24 protein-coding genes and 1 pseudogene are annotated in these 23,529 nt (G+C 69.5%); 11 read left to right on the top strand and 14 right to left on the bottom strand.

All coding sequences use genetic code 11. The annotated features are described in order from the left end of the window. Together NS2_RS09195 and NS2_RS09190 are read left to right on the top strand one after the other, a co-directional pair. Nucleotides 1-331, top strand: a 331-nt coding sequence (locus NS2_RS09195; RefSeq protein ID WP_033091788.1) for an RICIN domain-containing protein, incomplete at its 5' end; no start/stop codon positions are given. 211 nt (nt 332-542) lie between these two features. Then, nucleotides 543-926, top strand: coding sequence for a hypothetical protein (locus NS2_RS09190; protein ID WP_033091787.1), 384 nt, complete (start codon nt 543-545; stop codon nt 924-926). Here NS2_RS09190 and NS2_RS09185 read toward each other — a convergent pair. From NS2_RS09185 to NS2_RS09175, 3 genes are all read right to left on the bottom strand, one after another. Then, a complete protein-coding gene (locus NS2_RS09185) occupies nt 923-1,768 on the bottom strand; it encodes an acyl-CoA thioesterase (protein WP_063864952.1) in 846 nt (281 codons plus the stop codon). The two genes, NS2_RS09190 and NS2_RS09185, sit on opposite strands and share 4 nt — an antisense overlap. Before the next feature lie 90 nt (nt 1,769-1,858). Beyond that, the gene (locus NS2_RS09180) at nt 1,859-2,548 is read right to left on the bottom strand and encodes a class I SAM-dependent methyltransferase (RefSeq protein WP_200885911.1); all 690 of its coding nucleotides are present in this window, start codon (nt 2,546-2,548) and stop codon (nt 1,859-1,861) included. 249 nt (nt 2,549-2,797) lie between these two features. Then, the gene (locus NS2_RS09175; RefSeq protein WP_033086881.1) at nt 2,798-3,622 is read right to left on the bottom strand and encodes a methyltransferase domain-containing protein; all 825 of its coding nucleotides are present in this window, start codon (nt 3,620-3,622) and stop codon (nt 2,798-2,800) included. A gap of 21 nt (nt 3,623-3,643) precedes the next feature. Between NS2_RS09175 and NS2_RS37290 the strand changes: the two are divergent. Next, nucleotides 3,644-3,856: pseudogene (locus tag NS2_RS37290) on the top strand (TetR family transcriptional regulator); the annotation flags it as partial. A 564-nt stretch (nt 3,857-4,420) separates the two neighbouring features. After that, nucleotides 4,421-4,792 (top strand): limonene-1,2-epoxide hydrolase family protein, encoded by a 372-nt coding sequence (locus NS2_RS36725; RefSeq protein WP_071344826.1) that lies wholly within the window; start codon nt 4,421-4,423, stop codon nt 4,790-4,792. A 3-nt stretch (nt 4,793-4,795) separates the two neighbouring features. Here the strand turns inward: NS2_RS36725 and nagB are convergent, their stop codons facing one another. From nagB to NS2_RS09145, 5 genes are read right to left on the bottom strand one after another with little or no spacing between them, the layout of a single operon-like run. Next, nucleotides 4,796-5,578: a glucosamine-6-phosphate deaminase gene (gene nagB / locus NS2_RS09165; protein ID WP_033086880.1), complete on the bottom strand. Its 783-nt coding sequence runs from the start codon at nt 5,576-5,578 to the stop codon at nt 4,796-4,798. Next, nucleotides 5,566-6,732, bottom strand: coding sequence for an N-acetylglucosamine-6-phosphate deacetylase (locus tag NS2_RS09160; protein ID WP_033086879.1), 1,167 nt, complete (start codon nt 6,730-6,732; stop codon nt 5,566-5,568). Before NS2_RS09160 ends, nagB begins: the two co-directional genes overlap by 13 nt. Further along, nucleotides 6,729-8,384 (bottom strand): phosphoenolpyruvate--protein phosphotransferase, encoded by a 1,656-nt coding sequence (ptsP, locus tag NS2_RS09155; protein ID WP_155239474.1) that lies wholly within the window; start codon nt 8,382-8,384, stop codon nt 6,729-6,731. Before ptsP ends, NS2_RS09160 begins: the two co-directional genes overlap by 4 nt. Further along, entirely contained in the window at nt 8,374-8,637 is a 264-nt protein-coding gene (locus NS2_RS09150; protein WP_033086878.1) for an HPr family phosphocarrier protein, read from the bottom strand. Before NS2_RS09150 ends, ptsP begins: the two co-directional genes overlap by 11 nt. Beyond that, nucleotides 8,634-9,869, bottom strand: coding sequence for a PTS transporter subunit EIIC (locus NS2_RS09145; protein ID WP_033086877.1), 1,236 nt, complete (start codon nt 9,867-9,869; stop codon nt 8,634-8,636). The genes NS2_RS09150 and NS2_RS09145 overlap by 4 nt, the downstream gene beginning before the upstream one ends. Nucleotides 9,870-9,993: 124 nt before the next feature. Between NS2_RS09145 and NS2_RS09140 the strand changes: the two genes are divergently transcribed. Together NS2_RS09140 and NS2_RS09135 are read left to right on the top strand one after the other, a co-directional pair. Beyond that, entirely contained in the window at nt 9,994-10,224 is a 231-nt protein-coding gene (locus NS2_RS09140; RefSeq protein ID WP_155239473.1) for a PTS sugar transporter subunit IIB, read from the top strand. 5 nt (nt 10,225-10,229) lie between these two features. After that, on the top strand, nt 10,230-10,679 hold the full coding sequence (locus NS2_RS09135) for a PTS sugar transporter subunit IIA (protein ID WP_033086875.1): 450 nt from the start codon (nt 10,230-10,232) through the stop codon (nt 10,677-10,679). A 70-nt stretch (nt 10,680-10,749) separates the two neighbouring features. Here NS2_RS09135 and NS2_RS09130 read toward each other — a convergent pair whose 3' ends face one another. Together NS2_RS09130 and NS2_RS09125 are read right to left on the bottom strand one after the other, a co-directional pair. After that, complete coding sequence (locus tag NS2_RS09130; RefSeq protein WP_052086200.1) at nt 10,750-11,460, bottom strand: GntR family transcriptional regulator; 711 nt, start codon at nt 11,458-11,460, stop codon at nt 10,750-10,752. Between the two features lie 41 nt (nt 11,461-11,501). Next, complete coding sequence (locus tag NS2_RS09125) at nt 11,502-11,852, bottom strand: hypothetical protein (protein ID WP_033086874.1); 351 nt, start codon at nt 11,850-11,852, stop codon at nt 11,502-11,504. A 119-nt stretch (nt 11,853-11,971) separates the two neighbouring features. Between NS2_RS09125 and NS2_RS09120 the strand changes: the two genes are divergently transcribed. After that, complete coding sequence (locus NS2_RS09120) at nt 11,972-12,937, top strand: quinone oxidoreductase family protein (RefSeq protein ID WP_033086873.1); 966 nt, start codon at nt 11,972-11,974, stop codon at nt 12,935-12,937. Between the two features lie 206 nt (nt 12,938-13,143). Here NS2_RS09120 and NS2_RS09115 read toward each other — a convergent pair whose 3' ends face one another. Then, on the bottom strand, nt 13,144-13,749 hold the full coding sequence (locus tag NS2_RS09115) for a TetR/AcrR family transcriptional regulator (RefSeq protein WP_033086872.1): 606 nt from the start codon (nt 13,747-13,749) through the stop codon (nt 13,144-13,146). Between the two features lie 84 nt (nt 13,750-13,833). Here NS2_RS09115 and NS2_RS09110 point away from each other — a divergent pair, with 84 nt between their 5' ends. Together NS2_RS09110 and NS2_RS09105 are read left to right on the top strand one after the other, a co-directional pair. Next, nucleotides 13,834-15,282 carry an FAD-dependent monooxygenase gene (locus tag NS2_RS09110; RefSeq protein ID WP_147207128.1) on the top strand — a complete coding sequence of 483 codons (1,449 nt, stop codon included), beginning with the start codon at nt 13,834-13,836 and terminating at the stop codon, nt 15,280-15,282. 187 nt (nt 15,283-15,469) lie between these two features. Then, complete coding sequence (locus NS2_RS09105; RefSeq protein ID WP_033086870.1) at nt 15,470-16,861, top strand: hypothetical protein; 1,392 nt, start codon at nt 15,470-15,472, stop codon at nt 16,859-16,861. On the opposite strand, the gene NS2_RS09100 is transcribed toward NS2_RS09105, so the two are convergent. Continuing rightward, nucleotides 16,862-17,569 (bottom strand): PQQ-binding-like beta-propeller repeat protein, encoded by a 708-nt coding sequence (locus NS2_RS09100; RefSeq protein ID WP_033086869.1) that lies wholly within the window; start codon nt 17,567-17,569, stop codon nt 16,862-16,864. It lies immediately after the preceding gene. Nucleotides 17,570-18,206: 637 nt separating this feature from the next. On the opposite strand from NS2_RS09100, the gene NS2_RS09095 reads away from it, so the two are divergent. Beyond that, a complete protein-coding gene (locus tag NS2_RS09095) occupies nt 18,207-19,073 on the top strand; it encodes an alpha/beta fold hydrolase (protein WP_033086868.1) in 867 nt (288 codons plus the stop codon). A 209-nt stretch (nt 19,074-19,282) separates the two neighbouring features. Here the strand turns inward: NS2_RS09095 and NS2_RS09090 are convergent, their stop codons facing one another. Next, the gene (locus NS2_RS09090) at nt 19,283-19,906 is read right to left on the bottom strand and encodes a dihydrofolate reductase family protein (RefSeq protein WP_033086867.1); all 624 of its coding nucleotides are present in this window, start codon (nt 19,904-19,906) and stop codon (nt 19,283-19,285) included. 81 nt (nt 19,907-19,987) lie between these two features. Then, nucleotides 19,988-20,980 (bottom strand): heme o synthase, encoded by a 993-nt coding sequence (locus tag NS2_RS09085; RefSeq protein WP_036545645.1) that lies wholly within the window; start codon nt 20,978-20,980, stop codon nt 19,988-19,990. A gap of 404 nt (nt 20,981-21,384) precedes the next feature. On the opposite strand from NS2_RS09085, the gene tkt reads away from it, so the two are divergent. Beyond that, nucleotides 21,385-23,526: a transketolase gene (gene tkt, locus NS2_RS09080; RefSeq protein ID WP_033086865.1), complete on the top strand. Its 2,142-nt coding sequence runs from the start codon at nt 21,385-21,387 to the stop codon at nt 23,524-23,526. Nucleotides 23,527-23,529: the final 3 nt, after the last annotated feature.

Here is a 23,529-nt window from a genome sequence, read left to right as displayed (position 1 = left end):
GTGTGGATATTACTCCGGGCAGTTCTGGTACGCCACCGACGCTGGCAACGGGAACGGCGGAGTCCGCCTGCACACCCGGTTCAAGGGGGATAACAGCTGTCTCGATACCTATAACGGCGGGACCTATGACAATGAGGTCCATTTCGTGGACTGCGGGAACTACAGCGGCCAGCTCTGGCACTTCGCGTCCGTAAACGGTCACGTAACCCTGTGGAATGAATTCCGCGGTAACGGCATGTGCCTCGATATCGTCAACGGTGGCGACCGCAACGACCGGGTTCACTTGGCTGCCTGTGGCAACTACACGGGACAGATCCTGCATGCCTGGTAAGGGCGAAAGATAAAGAGACAAGAGATAAAGAGGAAGAGAAATAGGACGCCTGGATGGGGGCGAGGGGTGGCTGGGTTGCGAGCGAAGCAAGCTGCCCCAGCCACCGCACCGCTGGGAACAAGGATTTCTTAAGAGAGGCAATGGGCCACGTCGATAGCTTCGGTACGTCGAAACAAAGATCCGGGGTACCCGGGTTCGTACGGAGGTTGTCATGTGGAACGTTTCCGGCGGCGGACGTAAGGTCGCGGCGATTATCGGTGTGCCGGTGGCGGCCGTTGCGGTGGGGGCGGTCGCGATTGCGGTGGCGGCTCCCGCGCAGGCACAGGCCAATCATCCTGGCGCGTGCATTGTGGTGCAGAACCACACCGGGCGGACCACGACCGTCAGCATGAACTATCCGGCGGGCTACAACGGGGATTGGACGATCTACCCGAACGATCTGAGTCTGCTGCTCTACAACGGCGATCCGGTGAAGTCGCCGACGGGTGCGTTCAATATTCAGCGGGACTCGGACCTGCAGGCCGTGTGGAACTACGACCCGGGGCGTGCCCGCAACCGGGGTTGCAACGGCTCGTGGGTGGTCACCCTCAACTAGCGGCCGGCGCTGCGCATCAGGCCGTGGGCGTCGACCGAAGCGACCGGTTCGCCTGTGCGAGTGCAGATCTGGATTCGGGTGAACATCCGGCCGCTGCCCGCGAACGGGCTTTCGCAGCGCAGCAGCAGCCAGTCGTGGAGTGTGAACGGGCGGTGGAAGGTGATGGTCTGGGCGAGCATCGCCGACATTCCGCGGCCACCGCGCCGGTCGATCTCGCCCTGCGGATACGGGCGGGTGGCGACCGGGCCGAGGAATCCCTCACTGCCGTGGGCCAGCAGGGCGCGGGCGATGCCGGGGACGTCGGGTGCTTTGTCGCAGCGGATCCACACGTCGAGGGTCGGGGGTCCGGCGAGGTCGGGCGCGAGCGCGTCGGCACCGCCGAGAGTCGGCACCTCCCAGGGCAATAGCGCGCACGGCAGTTCCACGCACTCGTCCGGGCCCGGCACGCCGTCGAGCACCGTGCGGCCGTGATCGAGGAAATCGGGCTCGTCGATACTGAGCATCGCCAGGATCCGCGCGTGTTCGCGGCTCTCCTGCCGGAACGACACCTGCGCGGTCGCCAGTGCACGGCCCGACTGGACGAGCTCCACTTCCACATCGACCTCGCGCGCGGCGTCCCCACCACGCGGGAACACCCCGTGCAGCGACTGAACGGCCATGTGCGGCACCATCCGCTCGGCAGCGACCACCGCCTGGGCCAGGGTCTGGCTGCCGAGCGTGGTGGGCAGCGTCGAGGAGACATTGCGCGCCCGGAATCGCCCCGGAGCGGTCTCGGTCAACTCGAGCACGTCGAGCAGATCAGCCAGATCCACTTCCGGCCACAGATCGGTTCCACCAGCCATGGCGATATGCTCGCACACGGGGAGTTTCGGAAATCCGCAGGCGGCGTCGATCCCGGTGAGCGGTACAACCGGTCGCGAAAATGGCGGGTTTCAGGCACGATCGGCTATGACGAGCTGCCCGTCGACGCGGCTGGAGAGGCGCTTGCCCTCGATACCCTCCGCACGAGCGATCGACCCCAGATCACGGTCGCTGGCGACGGTGAAACCGTGCTCGGACAGCAGCGCGGCCATGGCCTCGGGCGTCCAGCTCGAGCGCTGCGGTTCGCGGGCCATGGGATTGGGGCGACCCGACAACGTCAGCAACAATTCCATGGCCTTGCGGCCGTACCGGTAGCGCCGGTCGGGTGTCGGGTAGGTGATGATCAGGCGGCTGCTCGCGGGGCTGCGTTTGGCCACTTCGGTGACGGTCTCGGCCACTTCGGCGGGCGTCAGGTAGGGGACGACGCCCTCCCAGATCCAGGTGGTGGGCCGGGTTTCGTCGTGGCCCGCGGCGATGAGGGCCGCGCCCAGGGAATCCTTGCCGAAATCGACCGGGACGAAGTGGATGTCGGCCAATGCCTTCCGCTCCCCCAGCCGCTCGCGCTTCTCGGCCTGCGATGCCGGGTGGTCGACCTCGAATACCGCGATCCCGGCCAGTTCCGGCATGCGCCAGGCGCGCGCGTCGAGGCCCGCGCCCAGAATCACCGGTTGCGGATCGGACCGCTCGCGTACCGCCGCATCGATGGCGACGGTACGGGTGGCCATCACTTCGGCTGCGGCGGACAGCAATTCGTATTCCATCCGCAGACCGAACGCCTTCGGCGGCCACCCGCCCGAACCCGGGCGACCGGCTCGCGTTCCGCCTCGGAAAGCAGTTCCACCGCAATCGGATCGGAAAATCGGCCGACCCCCGGTCGCCCGTCGGCCACGGCCCGGCCCTGACAGACCAGAACCGCGGTCCGGCTCGCTGCACGCTCGGTCACCGGACCATTGTCAACCACGGGCCGGGGATGATCGTTCCGATCATCGACCGGCGCAGGCTTTCCCGGGTCAGGGGTAGGCCCGAGCGGCGGTGACGACGACGGTGGTGTATCCGATTTCGAGGTTGCCGCCCATCGCGTCGATGGCCGCGCCGATGCCGTCCAGGACGGCCGCGAGGGTGTCCGGCGGGGCCTGGGTGAGCGCGCCGTGGGTGGGGATCTGGTCCAGCCATTCGTCGCGGGTGTAGGTGTGCCGCCAGTCGAATCGCCATTGTTCGGGTGTGGTGAAACCGCCGGCTTCCTGGATTCCTCCCCCTACCTTGTCGAATATCGTCTGGTAGATCTCGATCGCGGGGCGGTCGGCGACCAATGAGACCGGCGAATCCGGCATGAACTTCCGATACACCGCGGCGAACGCGGCGCTGGCCTCGGGCGGCATGTCGGGCACATGCCAGAACAGTGCCAGCCGCCCCTCGGGCCGGAGCACGCGCGCAGCCTGGGCCGGGCCCGCGACGGGATCGACCCAGTGCCAGGCGGTTCCGGAGATCACGCCATCGAAGCTGCGCCCGGCCGGATCCCACTGCTCGAACATGCCGATCTCGACCTCGATTCCGGTCGCCCGCGCGAAATCGGCCATGCGCGCATCGGGTTCCACGCCGAGCACCGTGCACCCGGCGTCACGGAACCGCCGGGCCTCGATCCCGGTCCCGCAGCCGACATCGAGGAGGTTCCGGCCCGGGGTGGCGGCGAGCACGGCCTCGATCATGGCGGCGGGATAGGGCGGGCGGGTGCGGTCGTAGCGGGCCGCGTCGATGCCGAAGGATTCGGCCACCTCGCGGTGTCGATGTGGGCTCTGATCGGCGGGTTCGGACTCTCGGGAAGATAGAGTGACCATGCGCCCACTTTAAGTGGGCGTGTGCCCACTCTGCAACGGAATGGGCTCGGCGAGCAGAAGGAGAGCGGGTTGCCGACCGGGGTTGCGATCAGGGATGCGCGCGCGCAGTTGTTCGATGCCGCCGAGCGAATTCTACTGCGGGACGGGCCCAGTGCGCTGACCAGCCGGTCGGTCACCACCGAGGCGGGATGCGCGAAAGGTGTGCTGCACCGGCATTTCAGCGACTTCGACGGGTTTCTCGCCGAGCTGGTCGAGGATCGCATCGTGCGGGTCGAGCGGCTGGGGGCCGAGCTGCGCGACAAGGCCGGGGACGCCACGGTGCCCGACAACCTCACCGAGGCGCTGACCGGGGTGTTCGAAACGGTGGCGGTGGCCATCGTCAGCCTGGTCACCTACCGCGACGAACTCCGCGCCCGGCTGCGACAGCAGCGCCCGGTCGGCTTCCCGATACTGGGTGAGGCGACCACCCTGATCGCGGACTACCTCGCCGCGGAGGTCGAGATCGGGCGCGTGGTCACCACTTCCGACCCCGGCCTACTGGCCGCCACCCTGATCGGATCGGCGCACCTGCTGTTCGCCGACCGCACCGCGCCGCGCCCAGAGACCGCGGCCGTGCACACCATGGTGGCCACCGTGCTGGGCGGCACGCTGACATCCTGCAACACTGAGACACCACCGAACCGAAGTCTCACTGCGAGAACAGTCTTGACACCACCGCGGCCGCCGGGAAGTTTTTCCGACAGCTCAGGTCATCCGCAGGAAAGGTCTCCCACCGCAGTGAGCATCGACCACACCAACCTGTCCCCCGCCGCCGTCGTTACCGCCCTGTGCGCCGAATGGCGCAGCGGCACACCGGAATCCATCGCCGAGTTCTTCACCGACGACGCGGTCTACCACAACATCCCGATGGCGCCGTTCGTCGGCAAGGCCGCGATCCTGGAGTTCCTGCGCGGGTTCATCGGGGCCTTCGGCGGCATCGACTTCACCGTCCACCACCAGGCCGTCGCCGGCAATGTGGTGCTCAATGAGCGCACCGACCGATTCAGCCTGGGCGACAAGCACATCGAGCTACCGGTGACCGGGGTGTTCGAAGTCCGCGACGGGCGCATCGCGGCCTGGCGCGACTACTTCGACATGGCCCCGTTCACCGCCATGCAGCAGAATGCGTGAGGCTCAGAAGCTCTGCCAGGAGGGCTTGTTCGCCACCGCGAACCGGTAGTAGTCCACCGCCTTCAGGTTCGCCGCCGCCTCCGGATCGACGATGACCGTGACGTGCGGGTGCATCTGCAGGATGGACGCCGGGCAGAACGCGGAGACCGGGCCCTCCACGGCGGCGGCGACCGCCTCGGCCTTGCCCGCGCCGGTGGCGACCATGAGCAGATGGTCGGCGTCGCTGATGGTTCCGAGGCCCTGGGTCAGCACGTGCGTCGGGACCTGGGCCAGGTCGTCTTCGAAGAAGCGGGCATTGTCCTCGCGGGTCTTCGGGGTCAGCGTCTTGACGCGGGTCCGCGAGCGCAGCGACGAGCCGGGCTCGTTGAAACCGATGTGCCCGTTGGCCCCGATGCCCAGGATCTGCACCGACACCGGCCCGTTCGCCGCGATCTCGCGCTCGTATTCGGCCGCGGCGGCCGGAATGTCGGCGGCATTGCCGTCGGGGCTGTGCACGTCGGAATCCTTGAAATCCACATGCGAGGTGAACTCGTCACGGATGAACTGCCGGTAGGACTGCGGATGCCCCGGCGGCAGCCCGATGTACTCGTCGAGCAGAAACGCCTGCACGCCCGCGAAACTCAGTCCCTCGCCCCGGTGCTGGCGGATGAGTTCCCGATACGCCCCCAGTGGCGAGGACCCCGTGGCCAGCCCGATGGCGCGGGCACCGCGGCGCACATGGTCGGCCATGATGCGGCCCGCCAGCACACCGGCCTCGGCCGCGTTGTCGGTGATCACGAGTTCCATTGGGATCCATCCTTGTAGACGTCGACGGGAATCAGGCAGCGATCGGTGACCAGGACATCGGCGCGCATCCCCGTATGCAACGCGCCGATCTCGTCGGCCATGCCCAGCAGGCGGGCCGGGGTCGCGCACGCGGCCGTGGCGGCCGCGGTCAGGTCCACGCCCGCGTCGAAGACGGTGCGGCGCAGCACCTGTGTGGCGGTGGCGGTGCCGCCCGCGATGGGGCCCTCGCCGTGCGGGTCGTAGATGCGCGAAACGCCGTCGCGGACCACGACATCGAGGCTGCCGAGCTGATAGCGGCCGTCGGGCTGGCCGGCGGCGGCCATGGCGTCGGTGATCAGCGCCAGGTTGTCGGGGCCGATGGTGTCGAAGACCATGCGGACGGTGCCGTCGGCCAGGTGCACGCCGTCGGCGATGACCTCGGCCACCACGTCGCCGCGGCCGGCGGCGGCCATGGCGGCGGTGAGGAAGTTGGCGTCGCGGTGGGCCAGTTCGGGCATGGCGTTGAACAGGTGGGTGATCGAGACCCGCCAGCCGCGGCGCATGGCGTGCACGGACCGGTCGTAGTCGGCGACGGTGTGTCCCAGGGAGAGAATCACATTCGCGTCGGCGAGCACGTCGGCGAGGGCATCGAAATTGGCGGTTTCCGGGGCGACGGTCACCGACACGATGCGGCCGCCCGCGTAGTCGATGAGCCGCTCCAGCAGGGCCGGGTCGCCGGGCAGGATGCGCTCGGGGTCGTGGGCGCCGCGCCGGTGCTCGCTGATGAACGGGCCCTCGAGGTGGATGCCCGCCAGCAGGCCGTCGTCGATGGCCTTGCCGAGTACGTCGATGCGGTCGCGCAATTCGGCCTCGGTGGCCGAGACCAGCGAGGCGATCAGGGTGGTGGTGCCGTGCGCGCGATGGAAATTCGCCGCGATCCCCACCCCCTCGGGATCGGTTTCGGGGAAGCCGTACCCACCGCCACCGTGGCAGTGCACGTCGATGAGCCCGGGCAGGATGATCGGCGGACGACCACTGAGCTCGGGCAGGTCACCGCCGAATCCGGTTGCCGGGCCGACGTAGTCGAGCCGCGGTCCGTCGAACGACACCACCCCGTCGGCGAGTTCGCCCGCCTCGGTGAGAGTGACGACCCGGCCGCGCAGGGTGGTCCTCACTTATCTCGCCCCAATGCCCGACGTGCGGCGGCCAGGGCGTCCTCGGCGGTGTGGGCCGCGAGCACCGCGGCAGCGGCGGCCCGGCATTGCTCCAGGGTCACCTCGGCCAGCTGCGCCCGGACCCCGGCGATGGAGCGGGGCGCCATGGACAGTGTCTCCACTCCGAGACCCACCAGCACACAGGCGAATTCGGGGTTGGACGCGGACTCGCCGCAGACCCCCACCTTGACACCGTGCTTGCCCGCCCCCGACACCACCATGCCGATGGCCATCGCGAGCGCGGGCTGCCACGGATTGTGCAGCGCCGCCAGCGATGACGACATGCGGTCCGCGCCGAACAGGTACTGCGACAGATCGTTGGTGCCGATGGAGAAGAAGCCCACCTCCGCGCCCAGCTGCTCGGAACGCAGTGCGGCGGCGGGGATTTCGATCATGACGCCGCGCGTCTCGATCCCGGCCTCGGCGGCGCGGGTCGCGAAGTAGTTGGCCTCCTCGACGGTGGCGACCATCGGGGCCATGACCTTGACCGGTGTCCCGGTCTCCTTGGCCGCGGCCTCGATCGCCGTGAGCTGGTCGAGCAGCGCCCCCTCGTCGACGCTGCTCAACCGCAGGCCGCGCACTCCCAGCGCCGGATTCTCCTCCGTCGGCAGGTTCAGGAACGGCAGCGGCTTGTCCGATCCGGCGTCCAGGGTGCGCACCGTCACGGGACGGTCGCCCATGGCGCGGAAGATCTCGGCGTACTGGGCCGTCTGCTCGGCGACGGCGGGGGCCGAAGCGCGGTCCAGGAACAGGAATTCGGTACGGAACAGGCCGACACCCTCGGCCCCGAGTTCGACCGCGAGGCGCGCATCCGCGACCGAGCCGACATTCGCCAGCAGTGGCACGGCGTGACCGTCGGAGGTGCGGCCCGGACCGGTCGGCGCGTCCGCCTGGCGTGCACGCTGAGCGAGCACTTCCTCGCGACGCGCCGCGGTCGGTTCGATCTCCACGACACCGGACGTGCCGTCGAGCACCACCTCGGTGCCCTCGGCGATCCGCACCGCCTCGGGTGCGGCCACCACGGCCGGAATGCCCAGTGCCTTGGCCAGAATCGCGGTGTGCGAGGTGGGCCCACCCGCCACGGTCAGCAGGCCGACCACCTTCGCCGGATCCAACGTGGCCGTATCGGCCGGTGCCAGATCGTGCGCGGCGAGCACGAAAGGCGTTGCGCTGTCCGGGATTCCGGGCGGATCGACGCCGAGCAGCTCGGCCACCACGCGCTGGCCCACGTCCTTCAGGTCCGAGGCGCGCTCGGCCATCATGCCGCCCAGGGCGGCCAGCTGCGCACCGAAGTGCGCGACCGCCTCGGTGACCGCGTGCGCGGTCGGGGTCCCGTCCCGGATCTCGGTGCGCACCTGATCCAGCAGCGCCGGATCCGCGGCCAGCGCCGAGGTCATGAACAGGATGTCGGCGGCCGGGCCGGCGGCGTCGAGCGCCTGGGCCGAATACCGCGCGGCGACCGTCTCGAAAGCGGCCTCCGCGCGGGCGATCTCGGCTTCGACGTCACTCCCGGGCGCATCGGAGCGGCTGGTGACCGGCGCGGGCGCCAGCCACTTCACCGCCGCGACGGCGATCCCGGGAGCGGCGGCGACACCGCGCACCTCACGCGTCAAGATCGGTCTCCAGCATCCCGACCAGCTTGTCCAGGGCCGCCTCGGACCCGTCCTCGGCGTGCAGGGTGACCGTGTCACCCTGCTTGGCGCCCAGGGTCATCACCTGCAGCAGGCTGTTGGCGGCCACGGGATCCTTGCCGTCCACCGAGATCCGCACGGGGACACCGGCTTCCCCGGCGGCCTTGGCGAACAGGGCGGCGGGACGGGCGTGCAGCCCGGTCTTGGACGCGACGACGGCGGTGCGAGTGATCATGCTGCGATGTTCTCCTTTTCGGTTTCCGCCTCATCGTCTTCACGGCCGGGGGTCTTCAGGTTCCAGCGCTTGATGATGAAGCTGAAGGTGAAGTAGTACAGGGCGGCATAGCCGAGGCCCACCGGGATGAGCAGCAGCGGATATGTCGCCTTGCCGAAGTTGAGCAGATAGTCGATGGCGCCCGCGGAGAAGGTGAACCCGTCGTGGATGCCGAGCGCATTGGTCAGGGCCAGCGAGGAGCCGGTGAAGATCGCGTGGATCAGCAGCAGCGGCCAGGCCACGAAGATGAACGAGAACTCCAGCGGTTCGGTGATTCCGGTGAAGAAGGCGGTCAGACCGGTGGACAGCATGATGCCGCCGATCATCTTCTTGTTCTCCGGCTTGGCATGCCGCCAGATGGCCAGCGCGGCCGCGGGCAGACCGAACATCATGATCGGGAAGAAGCCGGTCATGAAGGTGCCGGCCTGCGGATCGCCGTGCAGGAACATGGCGATATCGCCGTGGTAGGTCTGACCGCCGGTGCTGTAGTCGCCGACGATGAACCAAACCACCGAGTTGATGATGTGATGCAGTCCCAATGGCAAAAGCATACGGTTGGCAAACCCGAAGATGCCGCCGCCCACAACCGAATTATCGGCGACGGTGTTACCGAGCCAGGTCAGCCCCGAGTTGAAGGCCGGGTAGATGAACGACATGACCACACCGATGACCACGGCCGCGCAGGCGGTCAGGATCGGCACCAGGCGCCGCCCCGAGAAGAACCCGAGGTAGTCGGGCAGCTGGGTGCGATGGAAGCGCTGCCACAGCCAGGCGGCGGTCAGGCCGATCACGATGCCGCCGAGGACACCGAAATTCACCAGTGCCTGAGCGCCTTTCGTGTCGACCTTGCCCGAGAGCACGACCGGCGACATGGCCTTGAGCACGCCGTTGAAGGAGAGGTAGCCGACGACCGCGGCCAGCGCGGTGGAGCCGTCGGCCTTCTTGGCCCAGCCGATGGCGATACCGACGGCGAACAGCAGGGGCAGGTTGTCGATGAGTGCGCCGCCCGCGCCCGCGAGGACGTCGGCCACGGTCTTCATGGCCGACCAGCGGCCGAGCATGTCGTCCTGTCCTAGTCGCAGCAACAGTCCAGCAGCGGGTAGCGTGGCGATCGGCAGCATAAGGCTGCGGCCGAGCTTCTGCAGTCCGGATAAATCGAGCTTCTTACGGGAGCTCTCGACGGCATCGGCCATGGGTGGTCCTCAGTCTGTGATTGGAGTCACGCGTACTGTTCAACGCCAGTTACCGTGACTGGTTATAACCAGACATATACTGGTTATAACCAGTTTTGTCTACTCGACACGCTCGGAGGAAATCATGTCGAAAGCGAATCAAATCGTCGCCGGCCTGGGTGGCCTGGACAACATCATCGAGGTGGAGGGCTGCATCACCCGCCTGCGCTGCGAGATCAAGGATGCCAGCAAGGTCGACGAGAAGGCACTGAAGGCCGCGGGCGCGCACGGGGTCGTCAAGGCCGGTGCCGCGGTGCAGGTCGTGGTCGGCCCGACGGCCGACGCCCTGGCCGAAGACATCAACGACATGCTCTGAGCGCCATGAGCACCGAGATTCTCGCGCCGCTGGACGGCGTCGCCATGCCCATGTCCGAGGTCCCCGACCCGGTCTTCTCCGCGGAGATGGTGGGCGCGGGCGTGGCCATCGAACCCCTCGACACCGATGCCGCCACCACGGTGGTCGCCCCGGTCGCCGGATCCATCGTCAAGCTGCACCCGCACGCCGCGGTCATCGTCACCGACGAGGGCACCGGGGTGCTGCTGCACGTCGGCATCGACACCGTCGGCAAGGCGGACCTGTTCGAGGTCAAGGCGGCCGAGGGCGACCGGGTCGCCGCCGGTGATCCCCTGATCACCTTCTCCCCCAATGCCGTTCGCCGGCTCGGCCTGAGCGCCGCGGTGCCGGTCGTGGTCATGGACAGCGCCCCGGGCTCGGCACAGAACACCGTCACCGGCCCGGTCACCACCGGCTCGGTCCTGTTCTCCATGTGAGCCGCGGGTAGAGACGAATCGAGCCGCCGCCCCGAATCGGGCGGCGGCTCAATCGTTTCCGGGGCTTGGGCTAGCTGTCCTCGGCGGAGACGGTCATGTAGACCTGGTAGCGGTCGGCCCGGTACCAGGACTGCGCGTGCTCGACCGCGCGGTCGCGCGAATAGGAGATGCGGTCGAAAGCCAGTAGCGGAGAACCGGGTTCGGTGCCCAGCCAGCCCGCGTGGCGCTCGTCGGCGGCCACCGCGCGCACGCTCTGCTCGGCGCGGTCGATGGGGCAGCCGTACTCGCGCGAGAACAGCGCGTAGAGCGACTGGGTGAGTTCCTGATCGAGCAGCTCGGGCAGCAGATCGGCGCGGTACCAGCCGTCGTCGATGGACATCGGCAGCCCGTCGGCCAGCCGCAGCCGAACCAGGTGGAACGCCTTCACATTCGCGGCCAGCCCCAGCGCGGTCATCGAGGACGGCGGCGGCACCGCGTAATCGGTGTGCAGCACCACCGTGCTCGGGGTGCGACCCAGCCGGCGCATGTCATCGGAGAACGAGGCCATGTGCAGGCGCGAGCGCGCCACCCGCTCGGCCACGAAGGTGCCCTTGCCGGGGATGCGGGTGATGACGCCTTCGGATTCGAGCTGGCCCAGCACCTCGCGCACGGTCATGCGGCTGACGCGGTAGTCGTCGCACAACTGGCGTTCGCTGGGCAGCATCTCGCCGGGACGCAGATTCGCGCACAGGGTGGTCAGCGCCGAACGGAGTTGCGCTTGCTTGGTCACACGCCCTGACACGTCGATCCGGTCCTTTCCGCCCCCGCCGGCTGCGGGCGCGGTCACTTCTCGTTGCGCGCCTTGGGGAATCGCTTCTGCTTGGCCACCCAGCCTGCCATCCTGGCCCAGTGGCCCTTCGCGGGGGTGACCTTCGAGATGAGCTCGCGGTCCCATTCCTCGGTCTCGGACAGGCCGTCCACGGTCTCGACGAGGGACTTGGCGGCCGCGAGGGAGCCCACGACGCGGTCGCCGAGGACGCCGTCGGCGCCGACCAGGGTCACCCGGACGCCGATGCGGCCGATGGGCTGCGGCACCGCGGTGGCGGATCCGCCGTGCTCGGCCACGAACCCCTTCACGGAATCCACGACGGACGGCGAGATCTTCTCGGATGCCGGGGCGGCAGTAGCGCTCATGGGCCGCAGTTTACCCACGGGTAATCGGGCGTCCATGACGCGCCGCGCATCTCACAGTCGCCGAGCCGCCGCGGCGGGCCGGATGGGGCGGCTGCCGGGCCGGGTGTAGAACTGGAATCATGCGCGCCATCCAGGTTTCCGAGCACGGCGGTCCCGATGTCCTGCTGCCGGTGGAGGTGGCAGACCCCCAGGCCGGGCCCGGACAGCTGCTGGTGCGGACGCAGGCCGTCGGAATCAACTTCATCGACACCTATATTCGGACCGGGCGCTACCCGACGCCGGTACCCTACATCCCGGGGGCCGAGGGCAGCGGCGTGGTGACCGCGGTCGGGCCCGACGTCACCGAGTTCCGGGTCGGGGATCGGGTGGCGTGGGCGGCGGCGCCGGGCAGTTACGCCGAACTGGTGGTCGTGCCTGCGGCCGTGGCGATTCCGGTGCCCGACGGGGTCGACGCGGCGGTGGCGGCGTCGGCGCTGCTGCAGGGGATGACCGCGCACTACCTCACCGAATCCATCTACAAGCCCGAGCCGGGTGAGTCGGTGCTGGTGCACGCGGGCGCGGGCGGGGTCGGGCTGATCCTTACCCAGCTGCTCTCGGCGCGCGGGGTGCACGTGATCACCACGGTGTCCACCGACGACAAGGAGAAGCTCTCCCGCGACGCCGGGGCCGCCGAGGTGCTGCGCTACGACGACGAGATCGCCACGCGGGTAAGGGAACTCACCGACGGCGTCGGGGTGGCCGCCGCTTACGACGGGGTCGGGGCATCCACCTTCGAGGCCAGTCTGGCCGCCACCCGGGTTCGCGGGATGGTGGCGCTGTTCGGCGCGGCCAGCGGGCCGGTGCCGCCGTTCGATCTGCAGCGGCTCAATCCGCTGGGCTCGCTGTTCGTGACACGGCCGACGCTGGTGCACTACACCCGCGATCGGGCCGAATTGCTGTGGCGCGCAGGCGATATCATGAACGCCATCGCCGACGGCACGCTGCGCATCCGGATCGGCGGCAGCTACCCTCTGGCCGAGGCCGAGCGCGCGCACCGGGATCTGGAGGGCCGCAAGACCACCGGCTCGATCGTGCTGGTGCCCTGAGTTCCGAGCACGCGCAGTCATCGAGGCGAACGCGCGAACGCCGAAGCCACGCAGGACCCCGCCGCCGCGCGGGACCTTCAGCAGCCCGGGACCTTCAGCAGCCCGGGACCTTCAGCAGCCCGGGACCTTCAGCCGCGCGGGGCATTCAGCAGCCCGGGGTGTTCCGCAGCGCGGGCTCGAACGGCCTCGCGCCCCGGGGTTTTCGGCTATTCGATGTCGCGACCGGTGAGGCCGCGATAGGCGAAGGCCGTCAGGGCGTTCACAGCCTGCTCGTCGGTGAGCGTCAGGCCGCCCTCCTCGACCGCCTGCAACAGTCCCTGCACCATCAGGAACACCATCGCCAGACTCGCGTCCGCACCGGCGGGCAGCCGCAGTCCCGCGGCGGCGAAGCCGTCGAGGTGATCGGCGACCGCTTCGCGCTGCTCGGTCGCGAAACGCGCTGAGATGCGGGCGAACTCGTCATTGACCAGAGCCGCCTGCTGTACCGCGCGCAGCACCGGCCAGTTCTTGCGGGCGAAGTCCCAGTAGCTGGCGACGTGGAAGCGCACCGAGGCGGGGTCGGTGAAATCGGCGCTGTGCGCCGGATCCTCGGTGGCGATATCGCTTTCCTCGGCAAGGTCTTTCAGCAGCGCCTGGAGCAGCTCTTCCTTGCTCGCGAAGTGGTTGTAGAACGAGCCCGCGGCCCGGCCGGCGGCCGCGGTGATGTCGGTGATCTTGGTGTTCAGGTAGCCGCGTTCGGCGAACAGCCGCCGGGCGGCGTGCTTGAGCGCCTGCTCGGTCTCGGCCGATTTCTCGCTGCGGCGGGCTGCCATGATCCACCTCCTTGACAGCGGAACGTACCACCCTCAATACTGAATCCACATTCAGTGAATCACAATTCAGTTTTAGGAGTCGCCATGAATCCGCAGGTCCTCATTGCCGGAGCCGGGCCGACGGGCCTCACCCTCACCATCGAACTGGCCCGCCGCGGCATCGCGATCCGCGTTGTCGACAAGGCCGAGGAGTTCTTCGCCGGCTCGCGCGGGGACGGCATCCAGCCGCGCACCCTCGAGGTCTTCGAGGATCTGGGCGTGCTCGACGCCGTACTGACTCAGGGCGCGCCGCAGGCGCCGCTGCTGGTGCACCTGGACGGGCAGTTCGTGACCGAGCGGCGGATGAGCGCCTGGCGGGAGCCGAGTCCCGAGGTGCCGCACCCGAATCCGTGGGTGCTGGCCCAGGCCGACACCGAGGCGGTGCTGCGAGACCGGCTGGCCGAATTCGGGGTGCGGGTCGAATCGGGCACGGCGCTGGCGGAATTCGAGGCCGACGCCGACGGGGTGAGCGCGACGCTCGAGCACGCGGGTGCGACCGAGACCGTGCGGGTGGCGTATCTGGTCGGCGCGGACGGCGGGCGCTCCACGGTGCGCAAGGCGCTCGGCATCGCGTTCGAGGGCAGCACCGACGAGTCGATCCGCATGCTGCTGGGCGACGTCCGCGCCGATGCGCTCGATCATTCGGTGGGCTACTGGTTCGCCGATTCGGCCGCGCCGATGGACGGGATCGCGTTGATGCCCTTGCCCGGCGGGCGCAAATTCCAGTTCGCGACCGGGCTGGCCGCGGACTCCGACACCAGCCTGGAGGTGTTGCAGGATTACGTCACCCGGCGGTCCGGACGCACCGACATCGTGCTCAGCGACCTCACCTGGTCGACGGTGTGGCGGCCGAATGTCCGTTTGGCGCAGCACTGTCGGGCGGGGCGGGCGTTCCTGTCCGGTGACGCCGCGCATGTGCATCCCCCGACCGGCGGGCAGGGCCTCAATACCGGGGTGCAGGACGCCCACAACCTGGGCTGGAAACTCGCCACCGCGCTGCGCGAGCCCGGGCCCGCCAGCGAGGCGCTGCTGGACACCTACGAGACCGAACGGCGCAGTGTCGCCGCGCGGATCCTGGGCTTGAGCAGTGCGCTGCTCGACAAGACCCTCAATGGCGACCCGGACGCCATGGACCGGGAGGGCACCCACCAGCTCGATCTCAGCTACCGCGATCCGGCCGATACGGCCGAGGCACTGCGGACCGGCGATCGCGCGCCCGATGCGCCGCTCACCGACGCGAACGGCAAGTCCGTGCGCCTGTTCGAGCTGTTCGCCGGACCGCACGCGACATTGCTGCTGTTCGGACCCGGAACCGAACCCACCGGTCCGATCCCGGTCGATACCAGGATCGTTCGCCTCGTCGCGGCGGAATTCGCGTCCGGCGACGGTGAACTCGCCGATTCCGGCGGCCATGCACGGCGTGCGTACGGCGCGTCCGACGGCACCCGCATACTCGTCCGTCCTGACGGGTATGTCGGATCCATCGGAAGCTGACCGCCGGGTAGGGCTCCCCCTGCGCGACGGCACCGCGAAGGATGCAGAATGATCTTGCTGCCGCGCAAGACGATTCGCCCCGACCGAACATTTTCGGCCGCGCGAGAACGCCGCGACCCCGTAAGGTGGTCGCGGCGACGGGTTCGGGCGGCCGGCAGGTAGAGGCATCGGTCAGAGGTGGTCTGGGATGTTGGTGAAGGTCCGTAACGACGACCCGTCGCGGCTGTCGAGCACCGAGCGCACCGTCGTGAACTGGCTCAAATCCTGGAGCGGGCCGCACGCCGTGCCCGGCATCGCGGTCGTGCAGTGCCAGGACGCCGACGTGGTGGTGTGGACGCCGCAGACCTGTGTCGTGGTCGGCGTGCACGGGTTCACCGAGCGGGTGGCGGGCACGCTGTCGTGCGCGCAGGACCAGCCGTGGACGGTCGACGGCAAACCCGCGCCCTTGGAAGGGGACGCCGATCCGCTGGAACGCGTGCGCCGCCAGACCGTCGATCTGGCCGGGCAGTTGCGGGCCGCGCCGGGGCGCGAGCACGTGCCGGTGAGCGGGCTGGTGCTGCTGGTGCCGCAACTGGGCAGCCGGGTCAAGCTCGAGAAGGGGGCGCTGCCCGCCGGTATCGACGTCCTGATCGGCGACGGGCCGTCCTCGCTGCGCGCGTATTTCACCACACTGGCCGAGGGCGCCCCGGCGTCCTGGGATGCCGCGCAGGTCGGGCAGGCGCTCGGGGCGCTCGGGTTCGCCGCCGCCGCAAGCTTTTCCGATCTGGTGACCGAGGGGTTCCCGGTGCCGGACACCGCGCGGGACGCGCCGCTGCCGTTCGCGAGCCGGGCCACCGAGGTGATCGTGCCCTCGGTGCCGACGACGTATCCGACCGAGCCCCTGGGCAGTCCGGGCGGTGCCCCGGATCGGCCGGAGAGCGGCGGCCCGGCCGGGCGGCGTCCGGCCGAGGCGGAGGACCAGGGCCGTCCCGTGGTCGTGCCGCAGGGTCCTGCGGTTCCCTCCAGGGGTGCGGGCGCGTCCGCGAAGTCGGCGATCCCGGCTGCGACCTCGGCGGCCGCGGCCGCCGCCGCGTACTCGGCGGTCACGGGGATGCCGCCGTCGGGTCCGACCCGGCAGGGTCCGACCCAGCAGGGTCCGGGCCGGGGCGGGCCGCCCCCACCGACGCCGATTCCGGGGAATCGGCCGCCGCAGCCCGGTGGCCCGCCCGGTGGGCAACCGCCGCGCCCGCCCTCGCCGGGGTTCGCGCCCGGACCGCAACCCGGGCCGCAGCCCGCGGCTGTCGCACCGCCGCAACAGCCCGGCGCCGGATTCCCGTTGTGGGCCGCCCGGCAGTCGGCACGCGGGACCGGCCCCCGGCGTCGCCGCAAGGATCTGCCGATCATCGGCGGACTCGTGCTGGCGGTGATCATCCTGATCATCGCGATCGCCTGCACGGGCCGCAGCACACCGACCGAGGACAAACAGCAGCCGAATCGACCGGCGGTGGTCGATACGACCTCGACCACCCACTCCACCGATCCGACGCTGCCGCACACCACGATTCCGCCCGCCTGCTTCCCGCTGCAGCCGTGCGGGTGACTAGGGCAGCCGGAAACGCTCGAGGCCGGACATGGTGCCCACCACGAGGTCGCCACCGTTGAGCGCGGGCGTGGCGAAATGCGGGAGCGGGCCGGTCGCGTACCGGGCGAGGATGTTTCCGGTCGCCGGATCGAGGGCATACAGGGTGCCGCCGCGGCGCCAATCGGTGGCCCAGACCCGACCGGCCGCCACCACCGGCGGGCCGTCGGCCGGTGCGGTCGTGCGCCAGAGCACGGTGACGGCCCCGGTGGCGGTGCCCCGGATCGCGGTGATGCTCTCGGCGCAGGGGAGATAGGCGATATCGCCGTCGACCGCGGCCGCACCGAAGCCGCGGCAATCGGTGAAAACCGGTGTGGTGGAGGAGATTCCGCCCAGATGCGCCGGGTCCAGGACGTAGCCGTCGCCGGATTTCCCGGCGATGACGAGATGCCCGCCGACCAGCGCCGGGTTCATGGTGCCCAGATCGCGGTCGGCCGCATTGTCCTGCGCCCAGCCGGTGGGCGCGAAGAAGTCGGCGCGGCGCAGGTCGGGGGTGAGGGCGATGACGGAATCGGTGTCGTCGTAGGGGGATCCGGGTTCGGCGTCACCGTTGCCGACCGAATAGAACAGCACGCCCTCGGTTTCCGCCGCGGCACCGGGAGCCCAGATACCGCCCCGCCCGCTCGTCGAGGCGCGGTACCAGGTGGTGGCGGTCGAGGAAACATCCACGGCGGCAACCGCTCCGGTGTAGTTGCCGCAGTCGCCGTAGTTGCCGCCGAACGCGGCAACACGCGCCCCTCACGCACGGTGAGCGCGGGGCGTTGCAGGTACGCGGGTGCGTCGCCGAAGGGCGGATCGACGGGCACCCGCAGGGTCACCGCGCCCGAGTCGGCGTCGAGGCCGTACAGGGTCTTGTGCGCGCCGGCGGATTCCGCGACAACGTAGACGCGGTGGGCGGCCGGGTCGTAGGCGGGAGCGCCGGTGACGCCGACGGGATCGATGTTCCCGCACGGGAGCTGCGCTCGCGGCATCGGTTCGGCCAAGTGGGTGCGCCAGCGCACGGTGTCGCCCGCGACGGCGTAGACCGAGTCGTTCTCGGTGGCGGCGATCACGGTGTCGCCCACCACGATCGGCCGCCCGTAGACGGCTCCGCCCCAGGGCGAGGACCGCGCCCTGGGGCGGAGCCACGGTGATCGTCCGGCTGTCACACCCGCTCACCGCGACGAGCACGACGCAGGCACCGGCCAGCGCCGCGAGCCTGCCACCGATCCCGTATGCCACCGTCTCACCTGCCGGTTCGAACGTTTCCGACATGGTGTCACAAATGCACCGATGATTTCGGCGACGCCGTAGCGTCTACCTGATCATGACCGAACACCTCTTCGAGACCCCCGAAGCCGATCTCGCCTACGACCTGCTCGGCGCCGCGCCGTCCGACAGCGCGCAGCGCCCGCTGTTCATGATCGGCCAGCCCATGACCGCGGCCGGATTCGCCACGCTGGCTTCCTATTTCCCGGACCGCACGGTCATCACCTACGACCCGCGCGGGCTGGGCCGCAGCGTCCGCAAGGACGGCCGCACCGACAATTCGCCGACGGTCCAGGCCGAGGACGTGCACGCCCTGCTCACCGCGCTGGGTCTGGGCCCGGTCGACATGTTCGCCAGCAGCGGCGGCGCGGTCACCGCGCTCGCCCTGGTCACCGCCCATCCGGGCGATGTGGCCACGCTCGTCGCCCACGAACCACCCATGAACCCGGTGCTGCCCGACGCGGCGGCCGCCGACCGCGCCCGCGCCGAGGTCCGCGACGCCTATCAGACCAAGGGCTCGTTCGCGGGCATGGCCGCCTTCATCGCCATGACCTCCTGGCAGGGCGAATACACCGACGCCTACTTCGCCCAGCCGCCCGCCGACCCGGCCCTGTTCGGCATGCCCACCGAGGACGACGGCACCCGCGACGACCCGCTGCTGTCGGAGCGCTCCTGGGCCATCACCGACTACTCCCCCGACATCGATGGGCTGCGCAACGCCGCCACCCGTATCGTCATCGCCGTCGGCGAGGAATCCGAGGGCGTCTACACCGGTCGCACCTCGATCGCGACCGCCGCCCTCCTGGGCACCTCCCCCGTCGTGTTCCCCAGCCACCACGGCGGTTTCACCGGCCCCGACTCCGGCTACCCCGGCAAACCCGAACAATTCGCCACCAAACTCCGCGAGGTCCTCGACCAGCCGTAATCCGCGACCCAGCCACCACAGCCGCGCGGCCCGGCACCACAGCCGCGCGGCCCGGCGCGCGAGTCCGCCCTTCCCTCGGCCGTTTTCGCCGATAGCGGCGGCACGATCGACCGACGGCCCAAGTGCTGCGGGATATCTCGACATCGTCCGGCTGCTGGCCCTGGCGGCGGTGAGCGAAGCGATCCGATCGGTGGCTCACTGACCGGTGGCTACTGCTTGATGAGCCACACGTGGGTGACCGACCGCGTGCCGATCATGTCCGCGACCTGGTAGCCGGGCAGCGTGCCGAGGTTTTCGAGCAACCGCTCGCCCGCTCCAAGCAGGATCGGCACGATCGCCACGTGCAGTTCGTCGACCAGCCCGGCCGCCAGGAATTGCCGGATCGTTCCCGCGCCCCCGCCGAGACGCACGTCCTGTCCCTGCGCGGCCTCGACGGCTCGCTTCAATACCGCTTCCGGGCTGTCGGTGACGAAGTGAAATGTGGTGCCGCCCTGCATGGTCACCGAGCGCCGAGGGCGGTGGGTCATCACGAACGTGTCGTGGTGATAGGGCGGGTTCTCACCCCACCAGCCGGTCCACGAGTGGTCGGGCCATTCCCCGCGCACCGGGCCGAACATGTTGCGGCCCATGATGGTCGCGCCGATCTCCCGGTCCCCCGCCGCGAGCAGATCGTTGTCCGCCCCGACTTCATCGCCGCCCGCGTACCGGGTCCGGAAGACCCACTCGTGCAGGCGTTCTCCACCGACCCCCAGCGGCGCATCGGCCCCCTGATCGAGCCCGGCCCCGAACCCGTCCAGCGAGACACAGAAGTTGTGGACACGAAGTTTCGGCATGGCGCATTCCTCCCGACCGAGCGGGCGGCCTGTCCGCCCTACCCTGTCATCGAACGGCGCGGCACCGGATCGACACCCGGGTCAGGACCAGCCGAAGAGGGTGTGGCCGAGGGTGTGCCAGCCCAGGACCGAGTCGATGGCCAGGCCGCAGAAGACCGCGGCGAGGTAGTTGTTGGACTGGAGGAACAGTCGCAGGGGCTTGACGGATTCGCCCTTGCGGACGCCGGAGTAGAGCTGGTGGGCCATGAGCAGGAACCAGGCGCCGGCGACCAGGACTACGGCGGCGTAGATGACGCCGGCGGCGGGGACCAGGGCGAAGGTGGCCAGGACGGTGGCCCAGGTGTAGAGGACGATCTGTTTGGTGACGACCTGTTCGGTGGCCACGACCGGGAGCATGGGGACGCCCGCGGCCTTGTAGTCCTCCTTGTAGCGCATGGCCAGCGCCCAGGTGTGCGGGGGCGTCCAGAAGAAGATGACCAGGAACAGCACGATCGAGGGCCAGCCGATGGTGCCGGTGACCGCGGACCAGCCGACCAGTACCGGCATGCATCCGGCCGCGCCGCCCCACACCACGTTCTGTGAGGTGCGGCGCTTGAGGCCGAGGGTGTAGACGAAGACGTAGAACAGGATGGTCGCCACCACCAGAGCGCCCGAGAGCAGGTTGGCCTGCCACCACAGCCACGCGAACGACGCCAGGCCCAGGCTGACACCGAAGACGAAGGCGTTGCGGGTGGGCACGGCCTCGCGGGCCAGCGGACGCTTGGAGGTCCGCTTCATCACCTTGTCGATATCGGCGTCGGCTACACAGTTCAACGTGTTCGCACTCGCCGCGCCCATCCAGCCGCCGAACAGCGTAGCCAGGATGAGGCGGATGTCGACGTGGCCGCGGTCGGCCAGCAGCATGGTGGGAATCGTTGCGACGAGCAGCAACTCGATGACGCGGGGCTTGGTGAGCGCGATGTAGGCGAGCACCCACCTGGTCACCGCCGACAGCGGGCCACTACCCGTGACACGGTCGGCGAGCACCGCCCCGGAGGAGCCGTGAGCGCCACCCGGCTGTTGCCCAATCCGCACTGTTTCTCCTCGCACGCCGTGCATTCTGATCCGGTCGGTAACGAGCAGCGCGCTAGCCATTCCCCAGAACACAGCCCAGTGCGGCGCGGCCACTACTACAGAGCATGGTAGACCTACGCCGACCATGCTCCCGACCAGGACCACCCGTGACGCGCGGTGAGACCGGTTCGCCACACGTACACCGGCTCGTCACGAACCGGTCCGCGCGCGGCCTCTATCGGGCGACACATCCGCCGGTGAATCCGGGTTCCCGTCTATCCACGAAACGCCGCCCTTTAGGGTGGACGTAGATCGGTGTGCCGCGTGCCCCTCAATCCGGCCCGGCGCACCACGGATCAACCGCAGCGAATCATCCCGCCGCCCACAACCGCATCGTTGACGAGAAGGTCAGGAGAACCTCGGTCGTGTCAGTCACAGACGACATCCGCGCGCTCACTCAGCCGAACCACCCCACCGACTGGACCGATCTGGACACCAGAGCCGTCGACACGGCCCGGATCCTCGCCGCCGATGCGGTGCAGAAGGTCGGCAACGGCCACCCGGGCACCGCGATGAGCCTGGCGCCGTTGGCGTACACGCTGTTTCAGCGGGTCATGCGCCACGACCCGACCGATCCGGAGTGGGTGGGCCGCGACCGTTTCGTGCTGTCCTGCGGTCACTCGAGCCTGACGCTGTACGTGCAGCTGTACCTGGCGGGCATGGGTCTCGAGCTGGCCGATCTGGAGGCGCTGCGCACCTGGGGCGCGCTGACCCCGGGCCACCCCGAGTACCGCCACACCGATCACGTCGAGATCACCACCGGCCCGCTGGGCCAGGGCCTGGCCTCCGCGGTCGGCATGTCGATGGCGGCGCGGCGCGAGCGCGGCCTGTTCGATCCCGAAGCGGCGCAGGGCGAGTCCGCGTTCGACCACTTCATCTACGTCATCGCCTCCGACGGTGACATGGAGGAGGGCGTCACCTCCGAGGCGTCCTCGCTGGCGGGCACCCAGCAGCTGGGCAACCTGATCGTCTTCTACGACGACAACAAGATCTCCATCGAGGACGACACCCGCATCGCCTTCACCGAGGACACCGCCGCGCGCTACCGCGCCTACGGCTGGCACGTGCAGACCGTCGAGGGCGGCGAGAACGTGACCGCCATCGAGGCCGCCGTCGCCGCCGCGCAGGCCGTGACCGACAAGCCGTCGATCATCCTGCTGCGCACCATCATCGGCTACCCGGCCCCCACCAAGATGAACACCGGCGCCTCGCACGGCGCCGCGCTGGGCGTGGACGAGGTCGCGGCCACCAAGAAGATCCTGGGCTTCGACCCGGAGAAGTCCTTCGACGTGGACGCTTCGGTGATCGCGCACTCGCGCGGCAATGCCGCCGACCGCGCCAAGGCCGCCCGGGCCGCCTGGCAGGAGCAGTTCGACGCGTGGGCCACGGCCAACCCGGAGAACAAGGCGCTGTTCGACCGCCTGCAGACCCGCGCCCTGCCGCAGGGCTGGACCGATACCCTGCCGGTCCACGAGACCGGTAAGGCGATGGCCACCCGCAAGGCGTCCGGTCAGGTCCTCGCGGCGCTGGCCCCGGTGCTGCCGGAGCTGTGGGGCGGTTCGGCCGACCTCGCCGAGTCCAACAACACCACCATGCCGGGCGCGCCGTCCTTCGGCCCGGAGTCCATCTCCACCGGCGCCTGGAAGGCCAACCCGTACGGCCGGACCCTGCACTTCGGTGTGCGCGAGCACGCCATGGGCGCGATCCTCAACGGCATCGCGCTGCACGGACCGACCCGTCCCTACGGTGGCACGTTCCTGGTGTTCTCCGACTACATGCGCCCGGCCGTGCGCCTGGCCGCGCTCATGCGCACCCCGGTCACCTACGTGTGGACCCACGACTCCATCGGCCTGGGCGAGGACGGCCCGACCCACCAGCCGATCGAGCACCTGGCCGCGCTGCGCGCCATCCCGGGCCTGAACGTGGTCCGCCCCGGCGACGCCAACGAGACCACCCACGCCTGGCGCACGATCCTGGAACGCGATAGCGCCGAACGGCATTCGCACTTCCTGGTCTCCGACGCGCCCCATCAGGACGGCCCGTCGGCGCTGGCGCTGACCCGCCAGGATCTGCCGATCGTCGAGGGCACCAGCTACGAGGGCGTCCGCAAGGGCGGCTACATCCTGGCCGAATCCTCCACCGGCACACCGCAGGTAATCCTGATCGCCACCGGTTCGGAACTGCAGCTCGCCGTCGAGGCCCGCGCTACCCTCGAGGCACAGGGCGTCGGCACCCGCGTGGTGTCCATGCCGTGTGTGGAGTGGTTCGACGCGCAGGAGCAGTCCTACCGCGACGAGGTGCTGCCGCCGTCGGTGCGGGCCCGCGTCACGGTCGAGGCCGGGATCGCGATGCCGTGGCACCGGTTCACCGGTGACGCCGGTGAGAACGTCTCGATCGAGCACTTCGGTGCCTCGGCCGATTTCAAGACCCTGTTCCGCGAATTCGGTATCACCGCCGATGCCGTCGTCGCCGCTGCCACCCGCTCGCTTGCCAAGGTGAAGGGATAAGTT

The sequence above is a fragment of the Nocardia seriolae NBRC 15557 genome (genome assembly GCF_007990715.1).
Lineage (GTDB): Bacteria > Actinomycetota > Actinomycetes > Mycobacteriales > Mycobacteriaceae > Nocardia > Nocardia seriolae.
The sequence above is the reverse complement of the archived record's forward strand: the minus strand, read 5'-3'. Positions and strand labels throughout refer to the sequence as shown.

Excerpts from the sequence above, each read along its gene's own strand:
- NS2_RS09125 (WP_033086874.1), bottom strand. The coding sequence starts at position 11,852 with ATGAGCGCTACTGCCGCCCCGGCATCCGAGAAGATCTCGCCGTCCGTC.
- NS2_RS09110 (WP_147207128.1), top strand. The coding sequence starts at position 13,834 with ATGAATCCGCAGGTCCTCATTGCCGGAGCCGGGCCGACGGGCCTCACC.
- NS2_RS09140 (WP_155239473.1), top strand. The coding sequence starts at position 9,994 with ATGTCGAAAGCGAATCAAATCGTCGCCGGCCTGGGTGGCCTGGACAAC.
- NS2_RS09150 (WP_033086878.1), bottom strand. The coding sequence starts at position 8,637 with ATGATCACTCGCACCGCCGTCGTCGCGTCCAAGACCGGGCTGCACGCC.
- NS2_RS09095 (WP_033086868.1), top strand. The coding sequence starts at position 18,207 with ATGACCGAACACCTCTTCGAGACCCCCGAAGCCGATCTCGCCTACGAC.
- NS2_RS09185 (WP_063864952.1), bottom strand. The coding sequence starts at position 1,768 with ATGGCTGGTGGAACCGATCTGTGGCCGGAAGTGGATCTGGCTGATCTG.
- NS2_RS09120 (WP_033086873.1), top strand. The coding sequence starts at position 11,972 with ATGCGCGCCATCCAGGTTTCCGAGCACGGCGGTCCCGATGTCCTGCTG.
- NS2_RS09105 (WP_033086870.1), top strand. The coding sequence starts at position 15,470 with ATGTTGGTGAAGGTCCGTAACGACGACCCGTCGCGGCTGTCGAGCACC.
- NS2_RS09180 (WP_200885911.1), bottom strand. The coding sequence starts at position 2,548 with ATGGAATACGAATTGCTGTCCGCCGCAGCCGAAGTGATGGCCACCCGT.
- NS2_RS09115 (WP_033086872.1), bottom strand. The coding sequence starts at position 13,749 with ATGGCAGCCCGCCGCAGCGAGAAATCGGCCGAGACCGAGCAGGCGCTC.
- NS2_RS09090 (WP_033086867.1), bottom strand. The coding sequence starts at position 19,906 with ATGCCGAAACTTCGTGTCCACAACTTCTGTGTCTCGCTGGACGGGTTC.
- NS2_RS09175 (WP_033086881.1), bottom strand. The coding sequence starts at position 3,622 with ATGGTCACTCTATCTTCCCGAGAGTCCGAACCCGCCGATCAGAGCCCA.
- NS2_RS09135 (WP_033086875.1), top strand. The coding sequence starts at position 10,230 with ATGAGCACCGAGATTCTCGCGCCGCTGGACGGCGTCGCCATGCCCATG.
- NS2_RS09190 (WP_033091787.1), top strand. The coding sequence starts at position 543 with ATGTGGAACGTTTCCGGCGGCGGACGTAAGGTCGCGGCGATTATCGGT.
- NS2_RS09145 (WP_033086877.1), bottom strand. The coding sequence starts at position 9,869 with ATGGCCGATGCCGTCGAGAGCTCCCGTAAGAAGCTCGATTTATCCGGA.
- nagB (WP_033086880.1), bottom strand. The coding sequence starts at position 5,578 with ATGGAACTCGTGATCACCGACAACGCGGCCGAGGCCGGTGTGCTGGCG.